This window comes from Streptomyces sp. HNM0575 (assembly GCF_012726265.1).
Lineage (GTDB): Bacteria > Actinomycetota > Actinomycetes > Streptomycetales > Streptomycetaceae > Streptomyces.
The window spans coordinates 306,634-326,548 of sequence record NZ_JAASAG010000010.1; the positions used below are offsets into that span (position 1 = coordinate 306,634).

The window sequence follows — 19,915 nt, forward strand, 5'->3', positions numbered from 1 at the left end:
GCCCGGTCAGGCCTTCTCCGGCTGGCAGTGCGGGCACCAGACGGTGCTGCGGCCCGACGTACGGCCGTGGCTCAGGCTCGTACCGCAGCGCGGGCAGGTGCCCCGCGGGTCGTCGCGGTGGCCGGTGAGCCAGGAGTCGCGGGGCGGTACGCACTCGGCGCGCATGGAGGAGCGCAGCACGGAGCGCATGTCCCCGTGCAGGCGCGCGCGTTCGCCGTCGGTGAGGCGGTCGGCACGGCGGGACGGGTGGAGGCGGGAGCGCCAGAGGATCTCGTCGGCGAGGAGGTTGCCGATGCCGGCGATGACGGACTGGTCGGTGAGGGCGGCCTTGACGGCGCCGCGGCGGCGGCCGAGCAGTGCGTCGAAGTCCTCGCGGGCGACGGCTGCGGCGTCGGGGCCCTGGAGGTCGAGGGTACGGGCGACTCCGTCGTCGTCCGAGAGCCACAGGCCCTTGAGCTTGCGCTGGTCGCGGTAGCGGAGCTGGCGGTCGCGGCCGACGGTGAAGGCGACGCGGTCGTGTGGGTGCCGCTCGTCGTCGGGGCGGCAGCAGACGAGTCGTCCGGTCATGCCGAAGTGCAGCATCAAGGTGGGGCCGCCGGTCGGTGCGAGGAGCCACTTGCCGTGGCGCTCGGGCCTGGTGAAGCTGCGGCCCTCCAGCTCGCGGCGGAAGCGCCGCTCGCCGACGTCGTGGAGCACGCCCGCGTCGTACACGTCGACCTGCTGGATGCGGCGGTCGCGGGCGCAGGAGTCGAGGACCTTGCGGAAGCCTTCGACATCGGGCAGTTCCGGCATGCCGTCCACCGCCAATCCGCCGTGCGGGGCGGGCCCGTCACGGATCCGCTCCCGGTTCACGAGCGTAACCGCGGACGGGCGCAGGGGCGCGCGGAGATGCGGTGCTCCGGCCCTCCCCCGAACATCCGGAGCACCGCTGCCCGGCATCGACACTGCACCGTCCGGCGGTCCCGGCGCATCTCTTTCGGGCCTGGCCGAAAGAACGGGCGGATGTGGGACAGGACGCAGGCGTCACGGGTATGTACGTGGGGGCCCGGGGGCCGTATGTCAGGGGCCGTACGGTCAGGGGGCGGGGTCGGTGTGGAAGAGACCCGACGGGTCCCACTGCTCGCGCAGCCGCTTCAGCCGTGCCCAGTCGGCAGGCCCGTATGAGCCGCGGAAGCGCGGTTCGCCGGCCGCGAGGTCCGCCTCGGCGATGTAGTGGCCGCCGGTGCCGTCGGGGTCCAGGGCGTCCATGGTCTCGTGCAGCCAGCGGATGTTGGCCGCGTCGGCCTCCGGGTCGTCCCACACGGCGAACGGGGCGACGTATGACTCGCCGAGCACGGAGAAGGCCATGTGCCGAAGCGCGACCGGGTCGGGGGCGACCGGTTCGAAGGCGATCAGCACATGGGACTTCGTCGACGGGGCCTTGGCGATCTGCCGTGCGCTGCGGGCCAGTTGGGTCTCGTACGGCTCGGGGGACCACAGGGTGTCCACGGCGTAGCGGTGCTCGGCCGGCAGCGCGGAGCGCGGACCCGGAGCGGAGTCCGGACCGGAGCCCGGAGCGGCACCTGGACCCGGCCCTGGAGCGGGGTCGGCGCCAGGGCCCGAACCGGCGCCCGGACCCGGAGCGGAGTCCGGATCGGAGTCCGTGGCCCCGTACAGGCTGCGGAACGACGTCGGCCGGGCGGGCCGGTGGTCGACGGCCCGCCCGGTGAACGGGCATGCGTCCACGGGCGCGAGCGCCGCCGCGGCCTCCTCCGGCGTACCGGCGAACACGCTCGACTCCACCTTCAGCCGTGGTCCGGCGGCGACTCCGCCCGCGGCGGGCCCGTGAGGCGTCAGTACGAGGCTGGTCTCGACGTTCGGCGGGGACTCCCGAGCGGTGCGCAGCGCCCAGCCGCCCACGCGTTCCGCGTCCGCGAGCGGGAAGGTGAGCGATGCCGTCATGATCGAGCCGGGCTGCGGCAGCAGCCGCAGCCGGAAGCGGGTGACGACGGCGAAGAAACCGGGTCCGGCTCCGCGCGCCGCCCAGAACAGATCGGGGTTCTCGCGCTCGCTGCACGTCACGGTGCGGCCGTCGGCGGTGACGGCGCGGATCTCCTCCACGTACCGGCAGGCGGGGCCCGACTCGCGGCAGTTCCAGCCCATTCCGCCGCTGAGCAGGTAGCCGCCGAGGGCCACGTCCGGGCAGTGACCGGTCGGGAACGCGAGCCGGTGCGGGGCCAGCCGTGCGGCGAGCCGGCCGCCCGTGACGGCGGGCCCGACCGTGGCCGTGGACGAGCCGGGGTCGACATGGCAGTGCCGTAGCCGGGAGAGGTCGAGCAGCAGCGCGCCGTCCCGCAGCACGGGCCCCGACCAGTGGTGACCGCCGGAGCGGATCGCGACGCGCAGGCCCGACTCCCTTGCGTACGCGAGGAGTTCGGGGATCTCGCGCTCGGAGGCGGGCCGCGCGATCAGCTCGGGGAAGCGGTCGGGTGTGCGGGCGTTGAACACTGCGCCCGTGCGTGCCCGCTCGTAACCGGGATCGCCGCGCCGGGTCGCCGCGACGCCCGCCGGCGGGAGATCACCGCTCGCTTCGGGGCTCACTTCAGGCAGGGTAAGCAGGGGTGATCTTCGGTGCAACTCGTGCACGACCGTACAGAAAGGGGTGGTTGAGGCGTTCCGCCCCTGCCCCGGCTGCCCCGGGGCGGCGTGGGGTGCTCGCCGCGCGGACAGCCACGGAGGCGGTGGCCCGAGTACGGACCGTGGCCACGCGGACCGTGACCTGGATACGGACCGTGGCCACGCCTCCGGCGCCGTCAGGGGCGGCGCGCGCCCGTCGCGGTGAGCAAGTCGTCCCGGCCGGTGGGCCGTTGGGGCTCGTGGGCCTGCTGGTCGGGGACGGGCCGGTGCGGGGCCGAGAGGCGGGTGCCCGCCCAGCCCAGCAGGAACGCCGCCGGGATGCTGATGATGCCCGGGGAGTGCAGTGCGAGGAGGTTGAAGTCCGCGTCCGGCCACAGCGCGTGGGGGTGGCCCGAGACCGCGGGCGTCAGCGCCAGCAGCGTGAGCGTGACGAGGGTTCCTCCGTACACGCACCAGCGCAGCCCGCGGAGGGTGAAGTCGCGCCACAGCAGGCTGTATCCGAGTGCCGGGAGCACGACGGTGGCGGCCTCGGTGTAGGCGAAGGTGAGCCAGAACTGGGCGTGGGCGTAGCGGCCGAAGACCGCCAGTGCGATGCAGACCGCGCCCACGGCCACCAGCGCGAGCCTCGCCCGCAGTGGCCGGTGGGTGATGCTCTGCCCGGAGGGCGAGTGCCGCTTGGGGCCCATGTCGTGGACGATCGCGGCGGAGCCCGCGAGCAGCAGCACCGACGCGGAGGCCAGTACGGCGAGGAAGGCCGCGCAGGAGATGAAGGTCAGCAACGTGCCCGGGTTGTCGGGGCTGTCGGGGTCGCTGCCGGTCATCGCGGCGGCCGCCAGCAGGAGGTTGTCGCTGCCGTCGGGGCTCGCCCTGTGCATGGTCTCGGCGCCGGCGAGCGCCTGCATGCCGTAGCCGACGACCGCGACCGTGACGCACAGCAGGCAGATCGTGCTGACGGCCCAACTGCCGGCGCGGCGCGCGGTCTCGGCCGTACGGCTCGTGGAGAGGCGCATGAGCAGGTGCGGCAGGAAGGCCGCGCCGAGCAGCACCGTGACGGCGAGGCTGAGGGTGTCGAGACGCCCGGTGAAGTCGGCGCCGAAGAGGTGGCCGGGGGCGAGGTAGTCGTGGCCGGAGCCGCTGCCCCGTGCCGCCCGGGCGAGCACGGCGCCGTAGTCCCAGTCGAAGCGGGCGAGCACCAGCACGGCCAGCAGGGGGCCGAGGAGTATGAACGCGGCGGTCTTGACGATCTGGAGCAGCGTCGAGCCGCGTACGCCGCCGATGGCCGCGCAGGAGAGGATCAGCACGCCGACGAGGGCGATGCCCGCCATCTCGCCCTGGTCTCCGGGGAGTCCCATCAGGGCGGCCGTGAGCTGGCCGATGGGGATGAGCTGTGCGACGAGCAGCGGTACGGAGACGACGAGGGTCGCGATTCCGGCGGCGCGGCGCGCGGGGCCGGGGGTCAGGTAGCGGGCGAGCACATCGCCGAGTGACCAGCCGGGGCCGGCGGGCAGCCGTTCGGCCAGCCACACCTTCAGCAGGAGCGGGGAGAGCGCGGTGGCGGCTATGAGGAGGATGCCGTCGTAACTCGCGGTGGCGACAGCCCCGCAGAGGTAGAGCACGCCCGCGGCGGAGAGGAAGTCGCCTGTCAGCGCGATGCCTTGGCGCATCGCGGAGGGCGGCGCGACGCGGTTCCCGGTGCCGGGGAGGCTGCTCTGCCAGGCGTAGAAGTCCTCGGTGCCGTCCTGGAGATCGGGGCTCGTCAGCATCGACAGGAAGAGGCAGCCCGCGAGGAAGACGAGGAAGACGGAGATCGCGATGACGCGTTCGTCGGTGAGGGAACTCACGAGGTCGCCCTCGCGGTACGGGGTGCCGTGGCGGTGCGGGTCGCGGCCGCGCCACGGGGCACCGTCGCGCTGCGGGCGGAGCGATGGGCGAACGCGCGCGAGGAGTCGAAGGCGTTGAACGAGCCGGTGGAGGCGGCGTCGGCGCCGTTCGCGGCGGGTGTCGCGGCCGCGGCGGTGGCGGCGGACTGGTCGCCGTAGCGCGCCGGTTCGCGGGTGGCGACCCGCTGGGCCAGCGGCTCGACGTGCCGGCGTGCGTGGCGGTCGTGGCGGATCACGCCGACGGCGACGGCCAACACCTGTGCGAGGGCGACCAGTTCGCCGACCTGGAGCCGGTCGCCGATACGGACGGCCAGCAGGTCCGGTACGAAGCAGGATGCGAGCGCGTACACCCCGAAGACGCCGAGCACGAGGCCGAGGCCCCGGTTGAGCTGTGTGCGGCGTGCGGCAGACAGGGCCTCGCTCGAGGAGCCCGTGCGGTAGGCCGGCCGCATGGAGTCGCGTCGCAGGAAACCCGAACTCCCTTGGCTCACGGGCTCGTTACGTCGAGTCTGCGGCGCCCGGCGCGGGGAACGCAGGGGCATGCCAAGGCGACGGAGCTCAGTCAAAAGGTTCTCCAGCAAACGAATACGGGCAGCCCGATGAACCGAGACACGGGACGGCTGCAAGAGAACTTCCGGTGTATTACCGGGAGTTACTCGACTGTAAGGCCCATGGAAGTGATCTGGGGAGGGCCGCCCGTGAAGGGGGTCGGTGAAGGTAACGTGCCGGGGCCCTCACAGACGGCAAGCGCGCGGACGCGGGTGCGGACGCGGGCGCGGCGTCGCTGGAGACGGACAAGCGCGCCCGCGGGCGCGAACGCGGCGTCGCTGAAGACGGGGCAAGCGCGCACGGACGCGAACGCACCGTCGCTGACGGCCCGTCGCTGACGGCCCGTCACTGACGGACGTGCTGGCCCTTGCCCAGGGCCACGATGCCCTCCTCCGACACCGTGCAGTACTCCCCGTCCTGCTCGCTGTTGACGCCGACGGTCGCGTTCTCGGGCACCACGACGTTCTTGTCGAGGATCGAGTGCCGCACCACCGCGCCGCGGCCCACCCGTACACCGGGAAGCAGCACCGCGCCCTGCACCACCGCGCCCTCCTCGACCACGACGCCCGGCGCCAGTACCGACCCCGTGACCTGGCCCGCGATGATCGCGCCCGTGCTGACCATGGACTCGCTCGCGATGCCGCCCGCGACGAACTTCGCGGGAGGCAGCTGCGCCTGGTTGGTGAAGATGGGCCACGAGCGGTTGTAGAGGTTGAAGAGCGGCTCGGGCGAGATGAGGTCCATGTGCGCGTCGTAGTACGCGTCGAGGGTTCCCACGTCCCGCCAGTAGCCGTGGTCGCGTTCGCTCTCGCCCGGGACCTCGTTCGCGTCGAAGTCGTAGACCTGCGCCTGGCCGCGCTCGGTGAGCAGCGGCAGGATGCTGCCGCCCATGTCGTGCACGGAGTCCTCGTCGTCGGCGTCGCGGCGCAGGGCGTCGAGGAGCACGTCGGTCGAGAAGATGTAGTTGCCCATGGAGGCGAAGACGCGGTCGGGGTCGCCCGCCAGCACGGGCGGGTCCTCGGGCTTCTCCAGGAACTGGCTGATGCGGTCGCCGTTCGGCTCCGTACTGATGATTCCGAACGAACTCGCCAGCTCCCGCGGCACCTTGATGCCCGCGACCGTCACGCCCGCGCCGCCGGAGATGTGCTGCCGGAGCATCTGGCGGGGGTCCATGCGGTAGACGTGGTCGGCGCCGAAGACCACGACGTAGTCGGGCTGTTCGTCGTGGATGAGGTTGAGCGACTGGTAGATCGCGTCGGCGCTGCCCATGAACCAGCGCGGGCCGAGGCGCTGTTGGGCGGGGACGGGCGTGACGTAGTCGCCCTGGAGGCTCGTCAGCCGCCACGTCGTCGAGATGTGCCGGTCGAGCGAGTGCGACTTGTACTGCGTGAGGACGGCGATGCGTGTGATCCCGCCGTTGACGAGGTTCGACAGTACGAAGTCCACCAGCCGGTAGACGCCGCCGAAGGGCACGGCGGGCTTCGCACGGTCCGCCGTGAGCGGCATCAGCCGCTTGCCCTCACCGCCCGCCAGCACGATGCCCAGTACGCGCGGTCCTGCTGCCATCCCGAAACCTCCGCCGCCTGTCGTCCTCGGCCGCGCCCGCGTACGGCCGCCGCTCATGCGTCATGCCTTATGCCTGATGCCTCGTGCCTCATGCCGTGAGACCGGCACCCCTGCACACCGGCACCCCTGCACACCGGCTCTTCGGCACCCGGGCCACTGCCCGGAGTCCCCCGCCGGGCCGGTGATCCTCCAGTAAACCGGTTGTACGCACGATCGTGGAGCGGCAAACGTCGTTCGGCGTCGATCAGGGGGGAGGGCGGGGCGAAGGGGGCTCACGGGACGAAGGGGGGTCGGGGGACCAAGAGGGTTTGCGGGACCTAGAGGGTTCGCGGAGCGAAGGGGGCTCGCGGGGCGCGACGTACGCGGGCCAGACTGCACGGACGAGCGCCGGGCAGCAGGTGGAGAGCGGCGGGCAGGAGGCGAGGGGCGATGAGGCGGTACGGGGCAGGCGGCGCGAGCGGGGCACCGGGAGCGACGCACGGGGGTACAGCGCACGGCGGTACGGCCGGGGCGGGCGCCGAGGGCGGTGCCCCGGGCCAGGACCGGGGCCAGGGTCAGGACCGGGGCCGGGACGGAGGCCGGGACCGCGGGCGCGTGCTGGTCGTCGACGACGACGCCGCGATCCGGCGCTCCCTGAGCCGCGGTCTGCGGCTCAACGGCTACGCCGTGGAACTGGCCGAGGGCGGACGCCGCGCCCTGTCCCTGATGCGGGAGGACCCCGCCGACGTCGTGGTGCTCGACATCTCGATGCCCGACGTCAACGGCATCCAGGTGTGCCAGGCGCTCCGCGACGACGGCGACGACGTGCCGGTGCTGATGCTCTCCGCGCTCGACGAGACCGCCGACCGGATAGCGGGGCTACAGGCGGGGGGCGACGACTATCTGGTCAAGCCGTTCGCCTTGCAGGAGCTGGTGCTGCGGCTGGACGCGCTGCTGCGCAGGCGGACACCGGCCGCGGCGGTGACGCCGACCGGTACGGGTGCGGACCCGGCGGCGGGAACGGGGGCGGGTGCAGGTACGGGTGCGGGTACGGGCACGGGTCGGGCTCCGGGAGGCGCCCACGCCCACGACGCCGCCGGTCCCGGCGCGGCCGACGCCGTGCGCGTCAGCGGCCTCGTCGTCAACCCCGCGACCCGCGAAGCACACAGGGACGGCGAGCCGCTGCCCCTCACCCGCCGCGAGTTCGAACTCCTCCTCGTGCTCGCCCGCAACGCCGGCATCGTCCTCACCAGGGACCAGCTCCTGGAGCGCGTCTGGGGCTACGACTTCGAGGTGCGTACGGACGCCGTCGACACCTTCATCAGCTACCTCCGCCGCAAGACCGAGAGCGGCGGCCGGCCGCGGCTGCTGCACACCGTGCGCGGCGTCGGCTTCGTACTGCGCGAGGACGCGAGGAGAGGTGAGGGCAGTGAGAGGCAGGTCTGAGCCGTGAAGATGAAGCTCTCCACGCGGATCGCGCTTGCGGTCGGGCTGACCGTGCCCCTGCTCGTACTCGCCGCCGGATGGCTGCTGTTCGCGCTCGTCGCGCGGGACGTGCACGCCGAGCAGGACGCGCATCTGCGCGAGCGCGCCGCCGTGGTGAAGAAGGACGCGCGGCGGCTGCTGCGGGTCACGGCCTCGGACCGGCCGCGGGCCGAACAGGCGCGTGAGCGGCGGCTGTACGCGTCGGCACTCGACGTGGGCATACGGGTCGTCGGCCCGTACGGCACCTTCTCGGGCGGTCCGCAGCCCGACGCCCGTACGCGGCTGCCGGACTCCGCGCCGCGCCCCGTCACGGTCCGCGAACGCGGCAAGGGCACCCCGGAGGGCATGCCGCGCAAGCGCAGGGTGGACAGCTGGCGCGTGCTGTCGGTGCCGGTGCACGGCAAGCGCCCGGGGGTCGAGGGGAAGCTGTGGCTGTTCTCCCCCGACACCACCGGAAGGGCCCAACTCGCCTTCGTACGGCGGCGGGTGACCGCTGTGGCGGTCATCGCGGCGCCCGTCTCGGCGCTGCTCGCGTGGGCGGCTGCCTCGCGAGCGAGCCTTCCGCTGCGGCGGCTTCAGCAGCGTACGAGCGGACTCGATCCGCGCTCGCCCGACGGCAGGACCTCCGGCCCGGGTACGGGCGCGGGCGCGGGGCCCGGCTCGGGTACGGGCGCGAGCCCCGGCTCGGGGTCGGGTTCCGGTCCCGGCGCCTCACAGGTCTCGTCGCGTTTCGAGCACACCCCGACCCGGATCACCGAGGTCGACGATCTCGCCGAGACGCTGCGCACCGTGCTCGCCCGCTACGACGAGCAGGCCGCACGTACGGCACAGGCGCTGGCCACGGCCCGCTCCTTCTCCTCCGCGGCGGCCCACGAACTGCGCACGCCCCTGATGAGCATGCAGACCAATCTGGAGATCCTCTCCGCACACCCGGAACTGGCGGGCGAGGACCGCGACGAGGTGCTGGCGGACCTGCGCCGCGAACACTCGCGCCTGCTGGGGCTGTTGGTCATGCTCCGCGAGCTGGGCCAGGGCGACCTCGTCGAAGCGGACGCCTTCGGGCCGCTGGACCTGGGCGAGATCGTGGAGGCGGCGGTCGCGGACGCGCGACGGCGGGACCGTACGGCGGAGGTACGGATGGCCGCGGCCGAGCCGGGACTGACGGTGCACGGGTGGGAGCCCGGGCTGCGCTCGCTGCTCGACAACATCATCGGCAACGCGCTCGCACACGGGCGGGGGCGCGGTCACGGTGCCGGCGGGCGGGGGCAGCCGGGCGAGGGCGTGCCGCCGGGTTCGCGGGGCGCGCCGGGTTCGCGGGGCGACCGGCCGCCGGCCCCGGTCGAGGTCGCGGTGTTCCCGTACGCCTCGCCCGCCGGGCCCGTCGCGGTACTCACCGTCGACGACGACGGGCCGGGCATCCCGGAGGAGCAGCGCGCCGCCGTCTTCCAGCGCTTCAGGCGCGGCCCGGACAGCAGCGGTTCGGGGCTGGGCCTCACCCTCGTCGCACAGCAGGCGGCGCTGCACCGGGCGACCGTGGAGATACGGGACCGTCCGTACGGCCTGCCCGGCACACGCGTCGAGTTGCGCATACCGCTCGCGCCGCGCGAGGAGGCGGCCCCGGATCCGCGGCTGCCGGCCCAGCGCGACTGGCTGATCGATACGGCCTCGGGCGCCGGAGCCGGGGCCGGGGCAGGCGCCGGTGCCGGTGCCGGTGCCGGTGCCGGTGCCGGTGCGCCGGGCACCGGTAGCAGCGTGGGTCCTGACAGCGGTGGCGCGGGTCATGACGGCGGCGCCGCGGGGACGGCCGCTTACGGCCCCCATGGAACGGCCCCCGGCTCACAAGGAATTCACAAAAAGGGGCTCTAGCGTCCGGGACCGCGCGGGCGATCCGTACTCGTGCCGTCCCGACCAGGAGGAAGACGCAGTGAGGAAAACGAAGAGCACCGTCGTGGCGCTGTCCACCGTCGCCGCGCTGCTCGCCACGGGAGGCGCCGCGGCCGCGGTCGCGACGACGGGCGACGACGCGGCCCCGGCATCGTCCACCCAGGCCTCGCAGGCTCAGACGCAGGCCCAGTCCCAGACGCAGACGGACAAGGCCGAGGGCAAGCGCAAGGGCAAGCGCACGAAGCGGAAGCTGATGCGGCTCGCCAGGCACGCGCCGAAGGGCGACGGTTCGAAGGTGCTGTGCAAGCGCGCCCCGAAGATCGACAAGCGCATCGACCGGCTTCAGCGCCGCCTTGACGCGGGCGTGCGCACCCGCGGGTCGCTCGAACGTCTGGAGAAGCGCGCCGACAACGCGAAGAAGGCCGGCCACGGCGTCATCGCGGACTTCCTCAACGACCGCCTCGACGACCGCCGCGAGCTGAAGGTCCGCCTCAAGGACCGCGAGGAGGACCTGAAGAAGGTCCGCGCGTGGTGCGCGACGCAGGACACGGACAAGAGCGGGCAGAAGAGCGGCGAGGACAGCGGCGACAGCAACGACAGCGGAAGCGGAAGCCAGAGCAGCGCGACCACGGAAGGCTGATCCGGGGCGCTGACCTCCGCGCCTCCCACACACGGCACCCAGGGGGGAGCCGGTCCACCCGCCCGTCCGTTCCATACGGACGGGCGGGCGGACGCGTCCGTGGACCACGGGAACCCCGCTCACGCGGGGGCCGAATGCGGTCGGGGGCCCGGCGACAGCCGTGCCCCCGACCGCGCCCTCGCCTCTAACGGTTCCGGAGCCTTGCTCCTTCGGCACTCGCACACTGAGCGGCGCGCACACGACCCGATGTGCACGCGCACCCACCTGCTCCGCGTGCCCGAAGTCGCCCTGCCGACCGCGTACTTCAGGCGGCCATCCCCGCAGGGCCCGTGCCCGTCGGTATGAGCGCTGTATACGACACGCATACCCCGGCCATACCCGAACCGCGCCCACCGCCCAGCGCCGCCGGAACGAGAAGCCCCAAGCCGCCACCGCACACCGCACACCGCACACCGCACACCGCGGATGACACCCCGGCCGGTGCGCCGGGCCCGCCAGCCCACCCCGCACCGGCGGGCACTCGCCCCCCGAACCAGAATTCCCACCCGCCTCACTCAACCCGTACGCCCCGCGGTGCGTCTATACACACGATGTATACATGCTGTGTATAGACGGCGGTCTCCGGACCGCCGCAGGATCGCGGAAGGAAGGGCATGTACGGCAAGGCATTCGCGCCCGAGTACCAGGGCGCCCTCGGCTCGCTGTCGGTCAACTCCTCGCTCGCCGACGTACTCGTCCACGCCACCGAGCAGTTGCGCGCCGCCGAGCGCGACGGAACTCCGCAGGAGGCGGCCCGCTGCTCGCTCGCCGTCGCCGAGGCGCACCGGCGGCTCGGCAACAACGACGACGCCGACCGCGCGTGGAAGGCGAGCTACCGCACCGCACGCGGTGCCGGCGACCCCGGAACGATGGCCTGGGCCGCGTGGAGCGGAGGCACCCTCGCCCGGCAGCGCGGCGCGATGTCCCTCGCGCGCCGACTCCTCGCGCTCGCCGCCGAGTTGGGCGAACACGACGGCGACATGCTCGCCCGCGGCTACGCCCTCGCCGGCCTCGCTGAGACCGGGCGCATCCAGGGCGACTACGAGGCCGTCGACGCGCTGCACGGACAACTCCTCGCCGAGGCGCGCGAACGCGGCGAGGCGCGCCACATGGTGTGGGCCCTCGAAGGCATCGCGCAGATGCGCCGCAACACGGGCGACCACGACTCCGCTCTGGCGATGTTCGAGGAGGCCGCGGCGATAGCCGAGAAGGCCGAGGACCACCGGGGCCGTGCGTGGGCGCTGCGTGGCGTCGCCGACCTCGTCTCCGTACGCGACGGCGACACGGAGCGGGCGCTCGCCCTGCTCTCCGAGGCGGCCGTGCTCTGCCGCACCATGGACCTCGCGGGCGCGCTCGCCTACAACCACAAGATGCGGGGCAACGTCCTCTACCGGGCCCGCCGTTACACGGAGGCGCGGACGATGTACGAGACGGCGCGCTCGGAGTTCCGCGCGATGGGCGAGCCACGGGGCGAGACCCTCGCACGGCTCGGCCTCGTCAAGTCCCTTGCGCGGCTGGGCCGTGAGCCCTCCCGTACCGCGGCCGACCTCGACGAACTGCACCGCGCGTTCGACGCCATCGGCCTGCGCCACGCCCGGCGCCTCACCGAGGACGCGCGGGAGGAGCTGGGAATCGCGGAGCCCGTGGCCGCCTGAGTCGCGCCGCCCTGCCGGGCCGCCCGGCAGGACCGTCCAACCGGGCCGTCCGACCGGCCGGAGTGTGACGGATCCCGCGAACTTCCGTGCACAGAACGGGCGTTCGCGGGAACCCGTCCTACATGACCCCCAACGGAGTGAGACGAACCTGGAAATACGACTCGAGACGATCCCGGAAGCGCGGAGAAGGCCCGCCCGTTACCGCTGACGTAGCGTCAAGTCACTGCGCGTGGCGTGAATTTGCGAGCTTCGGCGACGCCGTTAAGGTGAGGCCGATGCTCCTCCCCTCCCCCCTCTCACCTCCCCTTTCCGCTGCGGGCACCCGTGTGCCGCCGCCTGGGAAGGAGGCCGCCGTCCCGTGACTCAGGAACTGGGCACACGCGCCACGACCCGCGTCCCCCTCCCCCCGGCCGCCGCGCCCGGTGACGGAACGAGCACCGGCCCGGCGGCGGGATCCACCGCTGCCACGGGACCCGCACGGCCGGGCGCCGAGCCGGCCGGCGGGCGACAGCCCGAACGGAAGCAGCGCGACCCGTACTTCGACAACGCCAAGTACCTGGCGATCGTGCTGGTCGCCCTCGGCCACTCGTGGGAGCCGCTGCGCGACGGCTCGCGCGCCGCCGGCGCGCTGTACGTCTTCGTCTACACCTTCCACATGCCGGCGTTCATGGTGATCTCCGGCTACTTCTCGCGCGGCTTCCAGGGGAAGCCGCACCAGCTCAAGCGGCTGCTGACGGGCGTGGCCGTGCCGTACGTCCTCTTCGAGGTCGCCTACACCCTCTTCAAGCGCTGGGCCGACGACGACCCCGGGTACCCGATCAGCCTGCTCGACCCCTGGTATCTGACCTGGTTCCTGGGCGCGTTGTTCATCTGGCGGCTGACGGCCCCGCTGTGGAAGGCGGTGCGCTGGCCCGTCGCGCTCTCCCTCGCGGTGGCGGTGCTCGCCTCGATCTCACCCGACATCGGCGACGACCTGGATCTCCAACGCGTGCTCCAGTTCCTGCCGTTCTTCGTCATCGGGCTCCATCTCAAGCCGGAGCACTTCGACTTGGTGCGCGGGCGCAGGGCGCGGATGCTGTCGCTGCCGGTGGCCGCGGGCGCCCTCGTGGTGGCGTACTGGGCGGTGGAGCGCATGAACGCCGCGTGGTTCTACCACTACAACAGCGCGCAGGAGATGGGCGCCCCGTGGTGGGTCGGCGTCATCATGACCTTCGCGCTCTTCGGCTGCTCGATGGTGCTCACAGCGTGCTTCCTGGCGTGGGTCCCGGGCCGCCGGATGTGGTTCACCGCGCTGGGCGCCGGCACGCTCTACGGCTATCTGCTGCACGGCTTCGTCGCCAAGGGCTCCCGCTTCTGGGACTGGTACGAAGTGGACTGGGTGCACACGCCGTTGGGCGCGATCGCGGTGACCTGCATCGCGGCCGCACTGATCACGGTGCTGTGCACGCCGCCCGTTCAGCGGCTGTTCCGCTTCGCGATGGAGCCGGAGATGGAGTGGGCGTTCCGTGAGGACCCGTCCCAGTCGGCACGCGAACGCCGTCGCGGGGGCGAGCACCGTCACGGAGACGGAGGCGGAGGCGGAAGCGGAAGCGGGCGCCGCGGCGTCGGCGGGCGCACGGGGCGCTGAGCACCGCCAGGCAGGCGTCCGGGCCCGTCCCGGGCCTGCCTGTCCGGACCGGGAGCCGCCCGGCCGTCACAGGCGGCCGGGCGGCCGGGCGGCCGGGCGGCCGGGCGCCCAACTGCCGCATGTGCGTTCCCTCTTGGGGCCGGGCCCGCTAGCTTTCCTTCCGGTACGACACGTCCGTAACCCGGACATCCGTCATCCGTAACGCGGACACGGGCACACCAGGCCGGATGCCCCGGCACACCCGGGTGTGCCGGCTGCCGCCGTACGCACCGGAAGGACCCCGACAGTGCCGACAGTGCCACCAGCGCCCGTACCCGCGAGACCCGCGTCCGCACCCGGCTCCGCCACCGCCACCGCCACCGCCACCGCCTCAACGTCCGCCTCCGGACCGCGCCGCGCGTCCGCCCGCCGCACCCTCGCCGCCCTGGCCGCCACCGCGCTCGCCACCCCGCTGCTGCTGACCGCCGCCGCCTCACCCGCGGCGGCGCAGCAGCCCCCGGGATCCGGCGCGGCGCGGTCCGCCGCCTCCGCGTCGCGGCACGACTCCGCCGAGAAGTTCGCGAAGCAGCTCGTACGCCGTACGGGAGCCAAGGGCGCCATGCGGCATCTCAAGGCGTTCCAGGCCATCGCGCGCCACAACGACGGGAACCGCGCGGCCGGTTCACGCGGCCACGAGCTCTCCGCGAAGTACGCGGGCACGCTGCTCAAGGCCGCCGGCTACGAAGTCGCGTACCAGGACTTCGACTTCGTCTACCGCGAGACCCTCGCCGAGAAGATGACGGCGGCCTCCCCCGCATCCCCGGACGGACGCGACGTGCCGGTCAAGCTGATGACGTACACCAAGAGCACGCCCGAGGGCGGCACCGAGGCCGCGGTCGCGCCGGTCCCGGAGGACGAGGACGAGACGTCCGGCTGCACCGCCGCCGACTACGAGAAGGGCGACTACGACGGAAGGATCGCGCTGATCCAGCGCGGCGGCTGCACCTTCGCCGAGAAGCAGGCCGCAGCGGCCGACGCGGGCGCCGTCGCCGCGATCGTCTACAACAACACGGAGGGCGAGCTCAGCGGCACCCTGGAGGACCCGTCCAACGGCCGCATCCCCACCGGCGGCATCAGCAAGGAGGACGGCGAGGCACTCGCGGCCGAGGCCGGTTCGGACGAGGTCACGGCGAACGTGGAGCTGCGGGAGTTCCAGGAGAAGCGCAGCACCCCCAACGTCATCGCCGAGACCCCGGGCGGCGACGAGGACCACGTCGCGATGTTCGGCGCCCACCTCGACTCGGTGACCGAGGGGCCCGGGATCAACGACAACGCCTCGGGCTCGGCCGGAATCCTGGAGACGGCGCTCCAGTACGCCGCCGCCGGCGGCACCCGCAAGAACGGCGCGGGCGCCGGGCAGCACAACAAGGTGCGCTTCGCCCTGTGGACGGCGGAGGAGGTGGGCCTCAGGGGCGCCGACCACTACGTCTCCGGGCTCTCCGACGCCGAACGCGACAAGATCTCCCTCTACCTCAACTTCGACATGATCGCCTCGCCGAACTACGGCCTGTTCGTCCACGACGGCGACGACTCCGACGGCGAGGGCTCCGGCCCCGGCCCCGAAGGCTCGGGCCAACTGGAAAGCGACATCGTCGACTTCATCGAGTCGCAGGGCGAGAAGACCCGCGGCGCCGACTTCGACGGGCGCTCCGACTACGGCCCGTTCATCGACGCCGGCATCCCGGCGGGCGGCTCCAAGACCGGCGCCGAGGGCATCAAGTCCGAGGAGGAGCAGAAGCTGTGGGGCGGCGAGGCCGGCGCTGCGTACGACGGCTGCTACCACCAGAAGTGCGACGACCTCCGCAACATCGACAAGAAGGCCTTCGACCTCAACGTCAAGGTCATGGCCGACGCCGTCGGCCACTACTCACGGGACGTCAGTGACCTGCCGTGACGTGAGGGAACGTACGCGGCCCTGACGGAACGTACGGGCACGTGAGGGGGCGCGGGCGGCCGCCGCAGGACTCCGCCCGCGCTCGCCCCACCCGCGCCGTGCCGGACACCACGGCGCGGACACCTGACACGTGCGCCCTTTCACGCTCCGGAGCCGCCGCTCGATCCGGCCCCGTGGCGGCCCCGGGCGGCGCCGTGCGGCGTCCCGTATCCCGCCCGTACGCACCTGCCGTGCACCCCTTGCGGCACCGTGCGGGGGCACCTGTAAGAACCACAGGAAGCTGCGCCCGGCGCGGATGGCCCGGTAGGCTTTCCGTGTGATCTTCAAGCGAATCGGAAACGGGCGGCCCTACCCCGACCACGGCCGGGAAAGCACCCGCCAGTGGGCGGACGTCGCCCCACGCCCGGTGCGTCTTGACCAGCTCGTCACCACGAAGGGCCAGCTCGACCTCGAAACGCTCCTTGCGGAGGACTCGACGTTCTACGGGGACCTCTTCGCCCACGTCGTGAAGTGGAACGGCGATCTCTATCTGGAGGACGGTCTGCATCGCGCCGTGCGTGCGGCTCTTCAGCAGCGACAAGTGCTCCACGCACGCGTGTTGGAGCTTGACTGAAGCGGCGCTCAGCGCGCTAGCCCTTTCAGGGCCACCACGTCACAACCGCTGATCATCTAGTAGGCATCGCCTTCATCCCGCACTACTCTGCGCCCATGAGCATGCTGACTCCCCCCGGCATGGGCGGAAAGTACCGCATCACGGGAAATCGCTACCCCCGCATGCGCCGCCCCCGTAACCGTCGCAGGATCGTGCTCGCCTCAACCGCCGCCGTCGCAGCCCTCTCCGTCGGCGGGTGGGGAACACTTCAACTCATCGACATCTTCTCGGGCGGCAGCTCCGCCAACGCCGCCGGCAGCAGCGCGAAGGGCAAGGGCGGCACCGACTGCGCGACGGACGCCAAGTCCGGCACGCGCGGCGGCGAGAACACGGGCGGCAAGTCCCGCGAGCTGCCCGAGCCCGGCTCGATCAAGGTCAACGTCCTCAACGCGACCGACCGCAGCGGACTCGCCAAGTCCATTGCCGACAAGCTGAAGAAGCGGGGATTCAAGATCGGCGATGTGGCCAACGCGCCCGACGAGTTCGACAAGAAGGTCGAGAACGCCGGTGTGCTGCTGGGCGCCCCCGGCAAGGAGGGCGACACCCGTCTGAAGGTGCTGGGCACTCACTTCACGGACGTCGACACCCGGTTCGACGACCGCAAGGGCGACGACGTGGACTTCATCATCGGCAAGGCCTACGACAAGCTCGCCGACGAGAAGGAAGCCGCCAAGGCCCGTACGGCGCTCGGCAATCCGAAGCCGTCGTCCCACTCCCGCGGCGACTGCGAGAAGTAAGGACACCGGCCGGGGGCATCGACTCCGGTCCGTTCCCGGCCGCCCGCGGCGGCCGCCTCCGGATCCGGCTCCCGGCTCACGGCTCCCGGCTCCCGGCTCCCGGCTAGCCCGCGGTGCCGTACATCCGGTCGCCGGCGTCGCCCAGCCCGGGCACGATGTAGCCGTGTTCGTTGAGCCGTTCGTCGATCGAGGCGGTCACGACGGTCACCGGTGTCCCCGCCAGCTCCCGCTCCATCAGACGTACGCCCTCGGGCGCCGTCAGCAGGCAGATCGCGGTCACGTCGTCGGCGCCGCGCCGGATCAGCTCGTCTATCGCGGCCACGAGCGTGCCGCCCGTGGCGAGCATCGGGTCCAGCACGTACACCTGACGCCCGGACAGATCGTCGGGCATCCGGTTGGCATAGGTCGACGCCTGAAGGGTCTCCTCGTCACGGATCATGCCCAGGAACCCGACCTCCGCGGTGGGCAGCAGCCGCACCATGCCGTCGAGCATGCCCAGCCCCGCACGCAGGATCGGTACGACGAGAGGGCGCGGATGGGACAGGCGCACGCCGGTGGTCGCGGCGACCGGGGTGCGGATCTCCACCGCGTCGATGCGCACGTCCCTCGTCGCCTCGTACGCGAGCAGCGTCACCAACTCGTCGGCGAGACGCCGGAACGTCGGTGAGTCGGTGCGCTCGTCGCGCAGCGTGGACAGCTTGTGCGCCACCAGCGGGTGGTCGACGACGTGGATCCGCATGCGCCCGACACTAGCGGAGGCACGTGTACGGCTCGTACTGGCGTACCCCTGCGCGACGGGGGAAAGCGGTCAGGTATCCCGGAGGTGCACAGATGTCGGACTCCCAGAAGCCGAGCAAGCACAGCAATCCGAGCAGGAGCGGGCAGTCGGGCGGGCCCGGGCGGGCGCGTGAGGCCCGGCAAACCCGGCAGACCCGGAGCGAGAGCCGGAGCCAGGTTCAGGACAAGGGCCGGAGCCAGGTCCGGAGTGAGGCCCGGAGTGAGGGCGACGCGGAGCGGCTGCGCCGCCGGGCCCGCTTCCTGCGCGAGCGCAACGAGGCCAGGGAACTGCGCGATCGCGTACAGCCGCGCCGCAGCCGCACCGAGCGCATGCGCCAGGCGATGCGGATGAGGACCTTCCGCTGGTGACGCGTTTGATGTCCCTCCTGTGAAGGCCACAGCGGACAGAAATCGCCAAATCACAACACCTGGTCAAGAAACGGTCACCCTGTGTTCTCATCACAGTGTCCGCACAAGAGATCTGCGCAAACACCCGCACGACGCACTGCCGAAGACCCTTCGCGCAGCCGCGGTTTCTGCCACGATTCCGATTGGGGCGGGGCGAAGTCCTCGTCAGCAGCCATCGGGCACCTCAGAAACCAGTGGGAGAGTCACGGTGTATTTCGCCGCACTGCTCGCGCGCACCGAAGACGGGTGGGAAGCGAGCGACACGGAGCTCGACGATGTGGAGACCCTGGCCGACCTGGCCGACCTGGCCCGGGAGACAGCGACCGACGACGAACCTGTGCTGGCCTGCATCGAGCAGGAGGGCGAGTGGTTCGGGGTCGTGAGGGTCGAGGGGGAGGACGACCCGCGCGTCTTCGTCTCGGACGCCGCCGCTGCCATGCGCAGCTCGTACGGCGAGATCCTGCTCTCCGACGAGCTCCTGGGCCGCGAGCCGGAGAACCCGGACGAGCTCGACCAGCTCGTGGACCTCGACGGCACCGAGGACGGTGAACCGGAGTCGAAGGAGTCCGACGACGGCGGTGGCGACGACCCCGCCGCGGCGTCGGAGAGCGCGCCCATCGGCCCGCTGGGCGACGCGAGCCTGCTCGCCGACCTCGGAATGGAGGACAAGGCCCTGCTCTCACTCGCTCCCGAGGACGCACTGAGCGAGATCGCGGACGCGCTGGGCTGCACTGACGTACTGGAGGCCGTGCGTTAGCCGGCTGTAGGCCGTGCGTTAGCCGACGGTGCGGGGCGGCGACGGTAGGAGACTGGCTGCATGACCGACGCCGCTCACGCCCCGGGTCCCGGGTCCCGCCCCGGGCCTGATCCCGGGTCTGCCCCCGGACCTGATCCTGTTCCCGGCGCCGGCGCCAGCGCCGTGGACGGTCCGGTGCCGACCCCCGGGCCCGAAGGGCCCGACCCCGTACGCGACCGCTGGCGGGAGCCCATGCGCCGCGCTCTCGACGAGGCGGTACGGGCGCGGGAGACCGGCGACGTACCGGTGGGGGCGCTCGTACTCGATCCGGGCGGCGAGGTGATCGGGAGCGGGCACAACGCACGTGAGGCGTGGGGCGACCCCACGGCCCACGCCGAGATCGTCGCCATCCGCGCGGCGGCCGGCACTCTCCACGGCGAGTGGCGGCTGGAGGGCTGCACGCTCCTGGTCACCCTGGAGCCCTGCACGATGTGCGCGGGCGCGGCGGTCCTCTCCCGTCTGGAACGCGTGGTGTACGGCGCGGTGGACCCGAAGGCCGGCGCGGCGGGCTCCCTTTGGGACGTCGTACGGGACCGGCGACTCAACCACCGCCCCGAGGTGATCCACGGCGTGCTGGCCGACGAATGCGGGGCGCTGCTCACGGACTTCTTCCGCGGCTCCCCGGGTCCCGGCTGAGTCCCGACCGACCGCCGGACCCGTCCCGCACCACCCCGCGCACCGGACGCGCGGCG

General features: G+C 72.5%; 17 protein-coding genes. 11 read left to right on the top strand and 6 right to left on the bottom strand.

Going from position 1 to position 19,915, the window contains the following annotated elements; translation table 11 throughout:
* Window positions 1-6: 6 nt before the first annotated feature.
* From HCC61_RS23790 to glgC, 5 genes are all read right to left on the bottom strand, one after another.
* The gene (locus tag HCC61_RS23790) at window positions 7-792 is read right to left on the bottom strand and encodes a DNA-formamidopyrimidine glycosylase family protein (RefSeq protein ID WP_169138712.1); all 786 of its coding nucleotides are present in this window, start codon (window positions 790-792) and stop codon (window positions 7-9) included.
* A 282-nt stretch (window positions 793-1,074) separates the two neighbouring features.
* A complete protein-coding gene (locus tag HCC61_RS30295; RefSeq protein WP_346777354.1) occupies window positions 1,075-2,580 on the bottom strand; it encodes an FAD-binding oxidoreductase in 1,506 nt (501 codons plus the stop codon).
* Window positions 2,581-2,792: 212 nt separating this feature from the next.
* Window positions 2,793-4,457 (bottom strand): cation acetate symporter, encoded by a 1,665-nt coding sequence (locus HCC61_RS23800; protein WP_169138616.1) that lies wholly within the window; start codon window positions 4,455-4,457, stop codon window positions 2,793-2,795.
* On the bottom strand, window positions 4,454-4,987 hold the full coding sequence (locus HCC61_RS23805) for a DUF485 domain-containing protein (RefSeq protein WP_169138618.1): 534 nt from the start codon (window positions 4,985-4,987) through the stop codon (window positions 4,454-4,456). The genes HCC61_RS23800 and HCC61_RS23805 overlap by 4 nt, the downstream gene beginning before the upstream one ends.
* A gap of 403 nt (window positions 4,988-5,390) precedes the next feature.
* On the bottom strand, window positions 5,391-6,611 hold the full coding sequence (gene glgC / locus HCC61_RS23810) for a glucose-1-phosphate adenylyltransferase (RefSeq protein ID WP_169138620.1): 1,221 nt from the start codon (window positions 6,609-6,611) through the stop codon (window positions 5,391-5,393).
* Between the two features lie 594 nt (window positions 6,612-7,205).
* Here glgC and HCC61_RS30300 point away from each other — a divergent pair.
* The 8 genes from HCC61_RS30300 (at window position 7,206) to HCC61_RS23855 (ending at window position 17,242) form a co-directional block, all read left to right on the top strand.
* Window positions 7,206-8,036, top strand: coding sequence for a response regulator transcription factor (locus tag HCC61_RS30300; protein ID WP_346777360.1), 831 nt, complete (start codon window positions 7,206-7,208; stop codon window positions 8,034-8,036).
* A 9-nt stretch (window positions 8,037-8,045) separates the two neighbouring features.
* A complete protein-coding gene (locus HCC61_RS23825; RefSeq protein ID WP_169138714.1) occupies window positions 8,046-9,941 on the top strand; it encodes a HAMP domain-containing sensor histidine kinase in 1,896 nt (631 codons plus the stop codon).
* 58 nt (window positions 9,942-9,999) lie between these two features.
* On the top strand, window positions 10,000-10,599 hold the full coding sequence (locus HCC61_RS23830) for a hypothetical protein (protein WP_169138622.1): 600 nt from the start codon (window positions 10,000-10,002) through the stop codon (window positions 10,597-10,599).
* Between the two features lie 653 nt (window positions 10,600-11,252).
* The gene (locus HCC61_RS23835; protein ID WP_169138624.1) at window positions 11,253-12,293 is read left to right on the top strand and encodes a tetratricopeptide repeat protein; all 1,041 of its coding nucleotides are present in this window, start codon (window positions 11,253-11,255) and stop codon (window positions 12,291-12,293) included.
* Window positions 12,294-12,651: 358 nt separating this feature from the next.
* Complete coding sequence (locus HCC61_RS23840; RefSeq protein WP_346777355.1) at window positions 12,652-13,920, top strand: acyltransferase family protein; 1,269 nt, start codon at window positions 12,652-12,654, stop codon at window positions 13,918-13,920.
* Between the two features lie 295 nt (window positions 13,921-14,215).
* Window positions 14,216-15,853 carry a M28 family peptidase gene (locus HCC61_RS23845; protein WP_346777356.1) on the top strand — a complete coding sequence of 546 codons (1,638 nt, stop codon included), beginning with the start codon at window positions 14,216-14,218 and terminating at the stop codon, window positions 15,851-15,853.
* A gap of 316 nt (window positions 15,854-16,169) precedes the next feature.
* Entirely contained in the window at window positions 16,170-16,466 is a 297-nt protein-coding gene (locus tag HCC61_RS23850; protein ID WP_031508611.1) for a type II toxin-antitoxin system VapB family antitoxin, read from the top strand.
* A 95-nt stretch (window positions 16,467-16,561) separates the two neighbouring features.
* A complete protein-coding gene (locus HCC61_RS23855) occupies window positions 16,562-17,242 on the top strand; it encodes a LytR C-terminal domain-containing protein (RefSeq protein WP_169138626.1) in 681 nt (226 codons plus the stop codon).
* Between the two features lie 103 nt (window positions 17,243-17,345).
* Here the strand turns inward: HCC61_RS23855 and upp are convergent, their stop codons facing one another.
* Complete coding sequence (gene upp / locus HCC61_RS23860) at window positions 17,346-17,981, bottom strand: uracil phosphoribosyltransferase (protein WP_169138628.1); 636 nt, start codon at window positions 17,979-17,981, stop codon at window positions 17,346-17,348.
* A gap of 92 nt (window positions 17,982-18,073) precedes the next feature.
* On the opposite strand from upp, the gene HCC61_RS23865 reads away from it, so the two are divergent.
* The 3 genes from HCC61_RS23865 (at window position 18,074) to tadA (ending at window position 19,859) form a co-directional block, all read left to right on the top strand.
* Window positions 18,074-18,388, top strand: coding sequence for a hypothetical protein (locus tag HCC61_RS23865; RefSeq protein WP_169138190.1), 315 nt, complete (start codon window positions 18,074-18,076; stop codon window positions 18,386-18,388).
* Window positions 18,389-18,635: 247 nt separating this feature from the next.
* Window positions 18,636-19,184 carry a hypothetical protein gene (locus HCC61_RS23870; protein ID WP_169138630.1) on the top strand — a complete coding sequence of 183 codons (549 nt, stop codon included), beginning with the start codon at window positions 18,636-18,638 and terminating at the stop codon, window positions 19,182-19,184.
* 231 nt (window positions 19,185-19,415) lie between these two features.
* Window positions 19,416-19,859 (top strand): tRNA adenosine(34) deaminase TadA, encoded by a 444-nt coding sequence (gene tadA, locus HCC61_RS23875; RefSeq protein ID WP_240969249.1) that lies wholly within the window; start codon window positions 19,416-19,418, stop codon window positions 19,857-19,859.
* Window positions 19,860-19,915 lie beyond the last annotated feature (56 nt).

What these genes read in the sequence shown, in the direction of transcription:
- HCC61_RS23790 (WP_169138712.1), bottom strand. Translation starts at nt 792, where the DNA reads ATGCCGGAACTGCCCGATGTCGAAGGCTTCCGCAAGGTCCTCGACTCC.
- glgC (WP_169138620.1), bottom strand. Translation starts at nt 6,611, where the DNA reads ATGGCAGCAGGACCGCGCGTACTGGGCATCGTGCTGGCGGGCGGTGAG.
- HCC61_RS23825 (WP_169138714.1), top strand. Translation starts at nt 8,046, where the DNA reads ATGAAGCTCTCCACGCGGATCGCGCTTGCGGTCGGGCTGACCGTGCCC.
- HCC61_RS23835 (WP_169138624.1), top strand. Translation starts at nt 11,253, where the DNA reads ATGTACGGCAAGGCATTCGCGCCCGAGTACCAGGGCGCCCTCGGCTCG.
- HCC61_RS23855 (WP_169138626.1), top strand. Translation starts at nt 16,562, where the DNA reads ATGAGCATGCTGACTCCCCCCGGCATGGGCGGAAAGTACCGCATCACG.
- upp (WP_169138628.1), bottom strand. Translation starts at nt 17,981, where the DNA reads ATGCGGATCCACGTCGTCGACCACCCGCTGGTGGCGCACAAGCTGTCC.
- HCC61_RS23865 (WP_169138190.1), top strand. Translation starts at nt 18,074, where the DNA reads ATGTCGGACTCCCAGAAGCCGAGCAAGCACAGCAATCCGAGCAGGAGC.
- tadA (WP_240969249.1), top strand. Translation starts at nt 19,416, where the DNA reads ATGCGCCGCGCTCTCGACGAGGCGGTACGGGCGCGGGAGACCGGCGAC.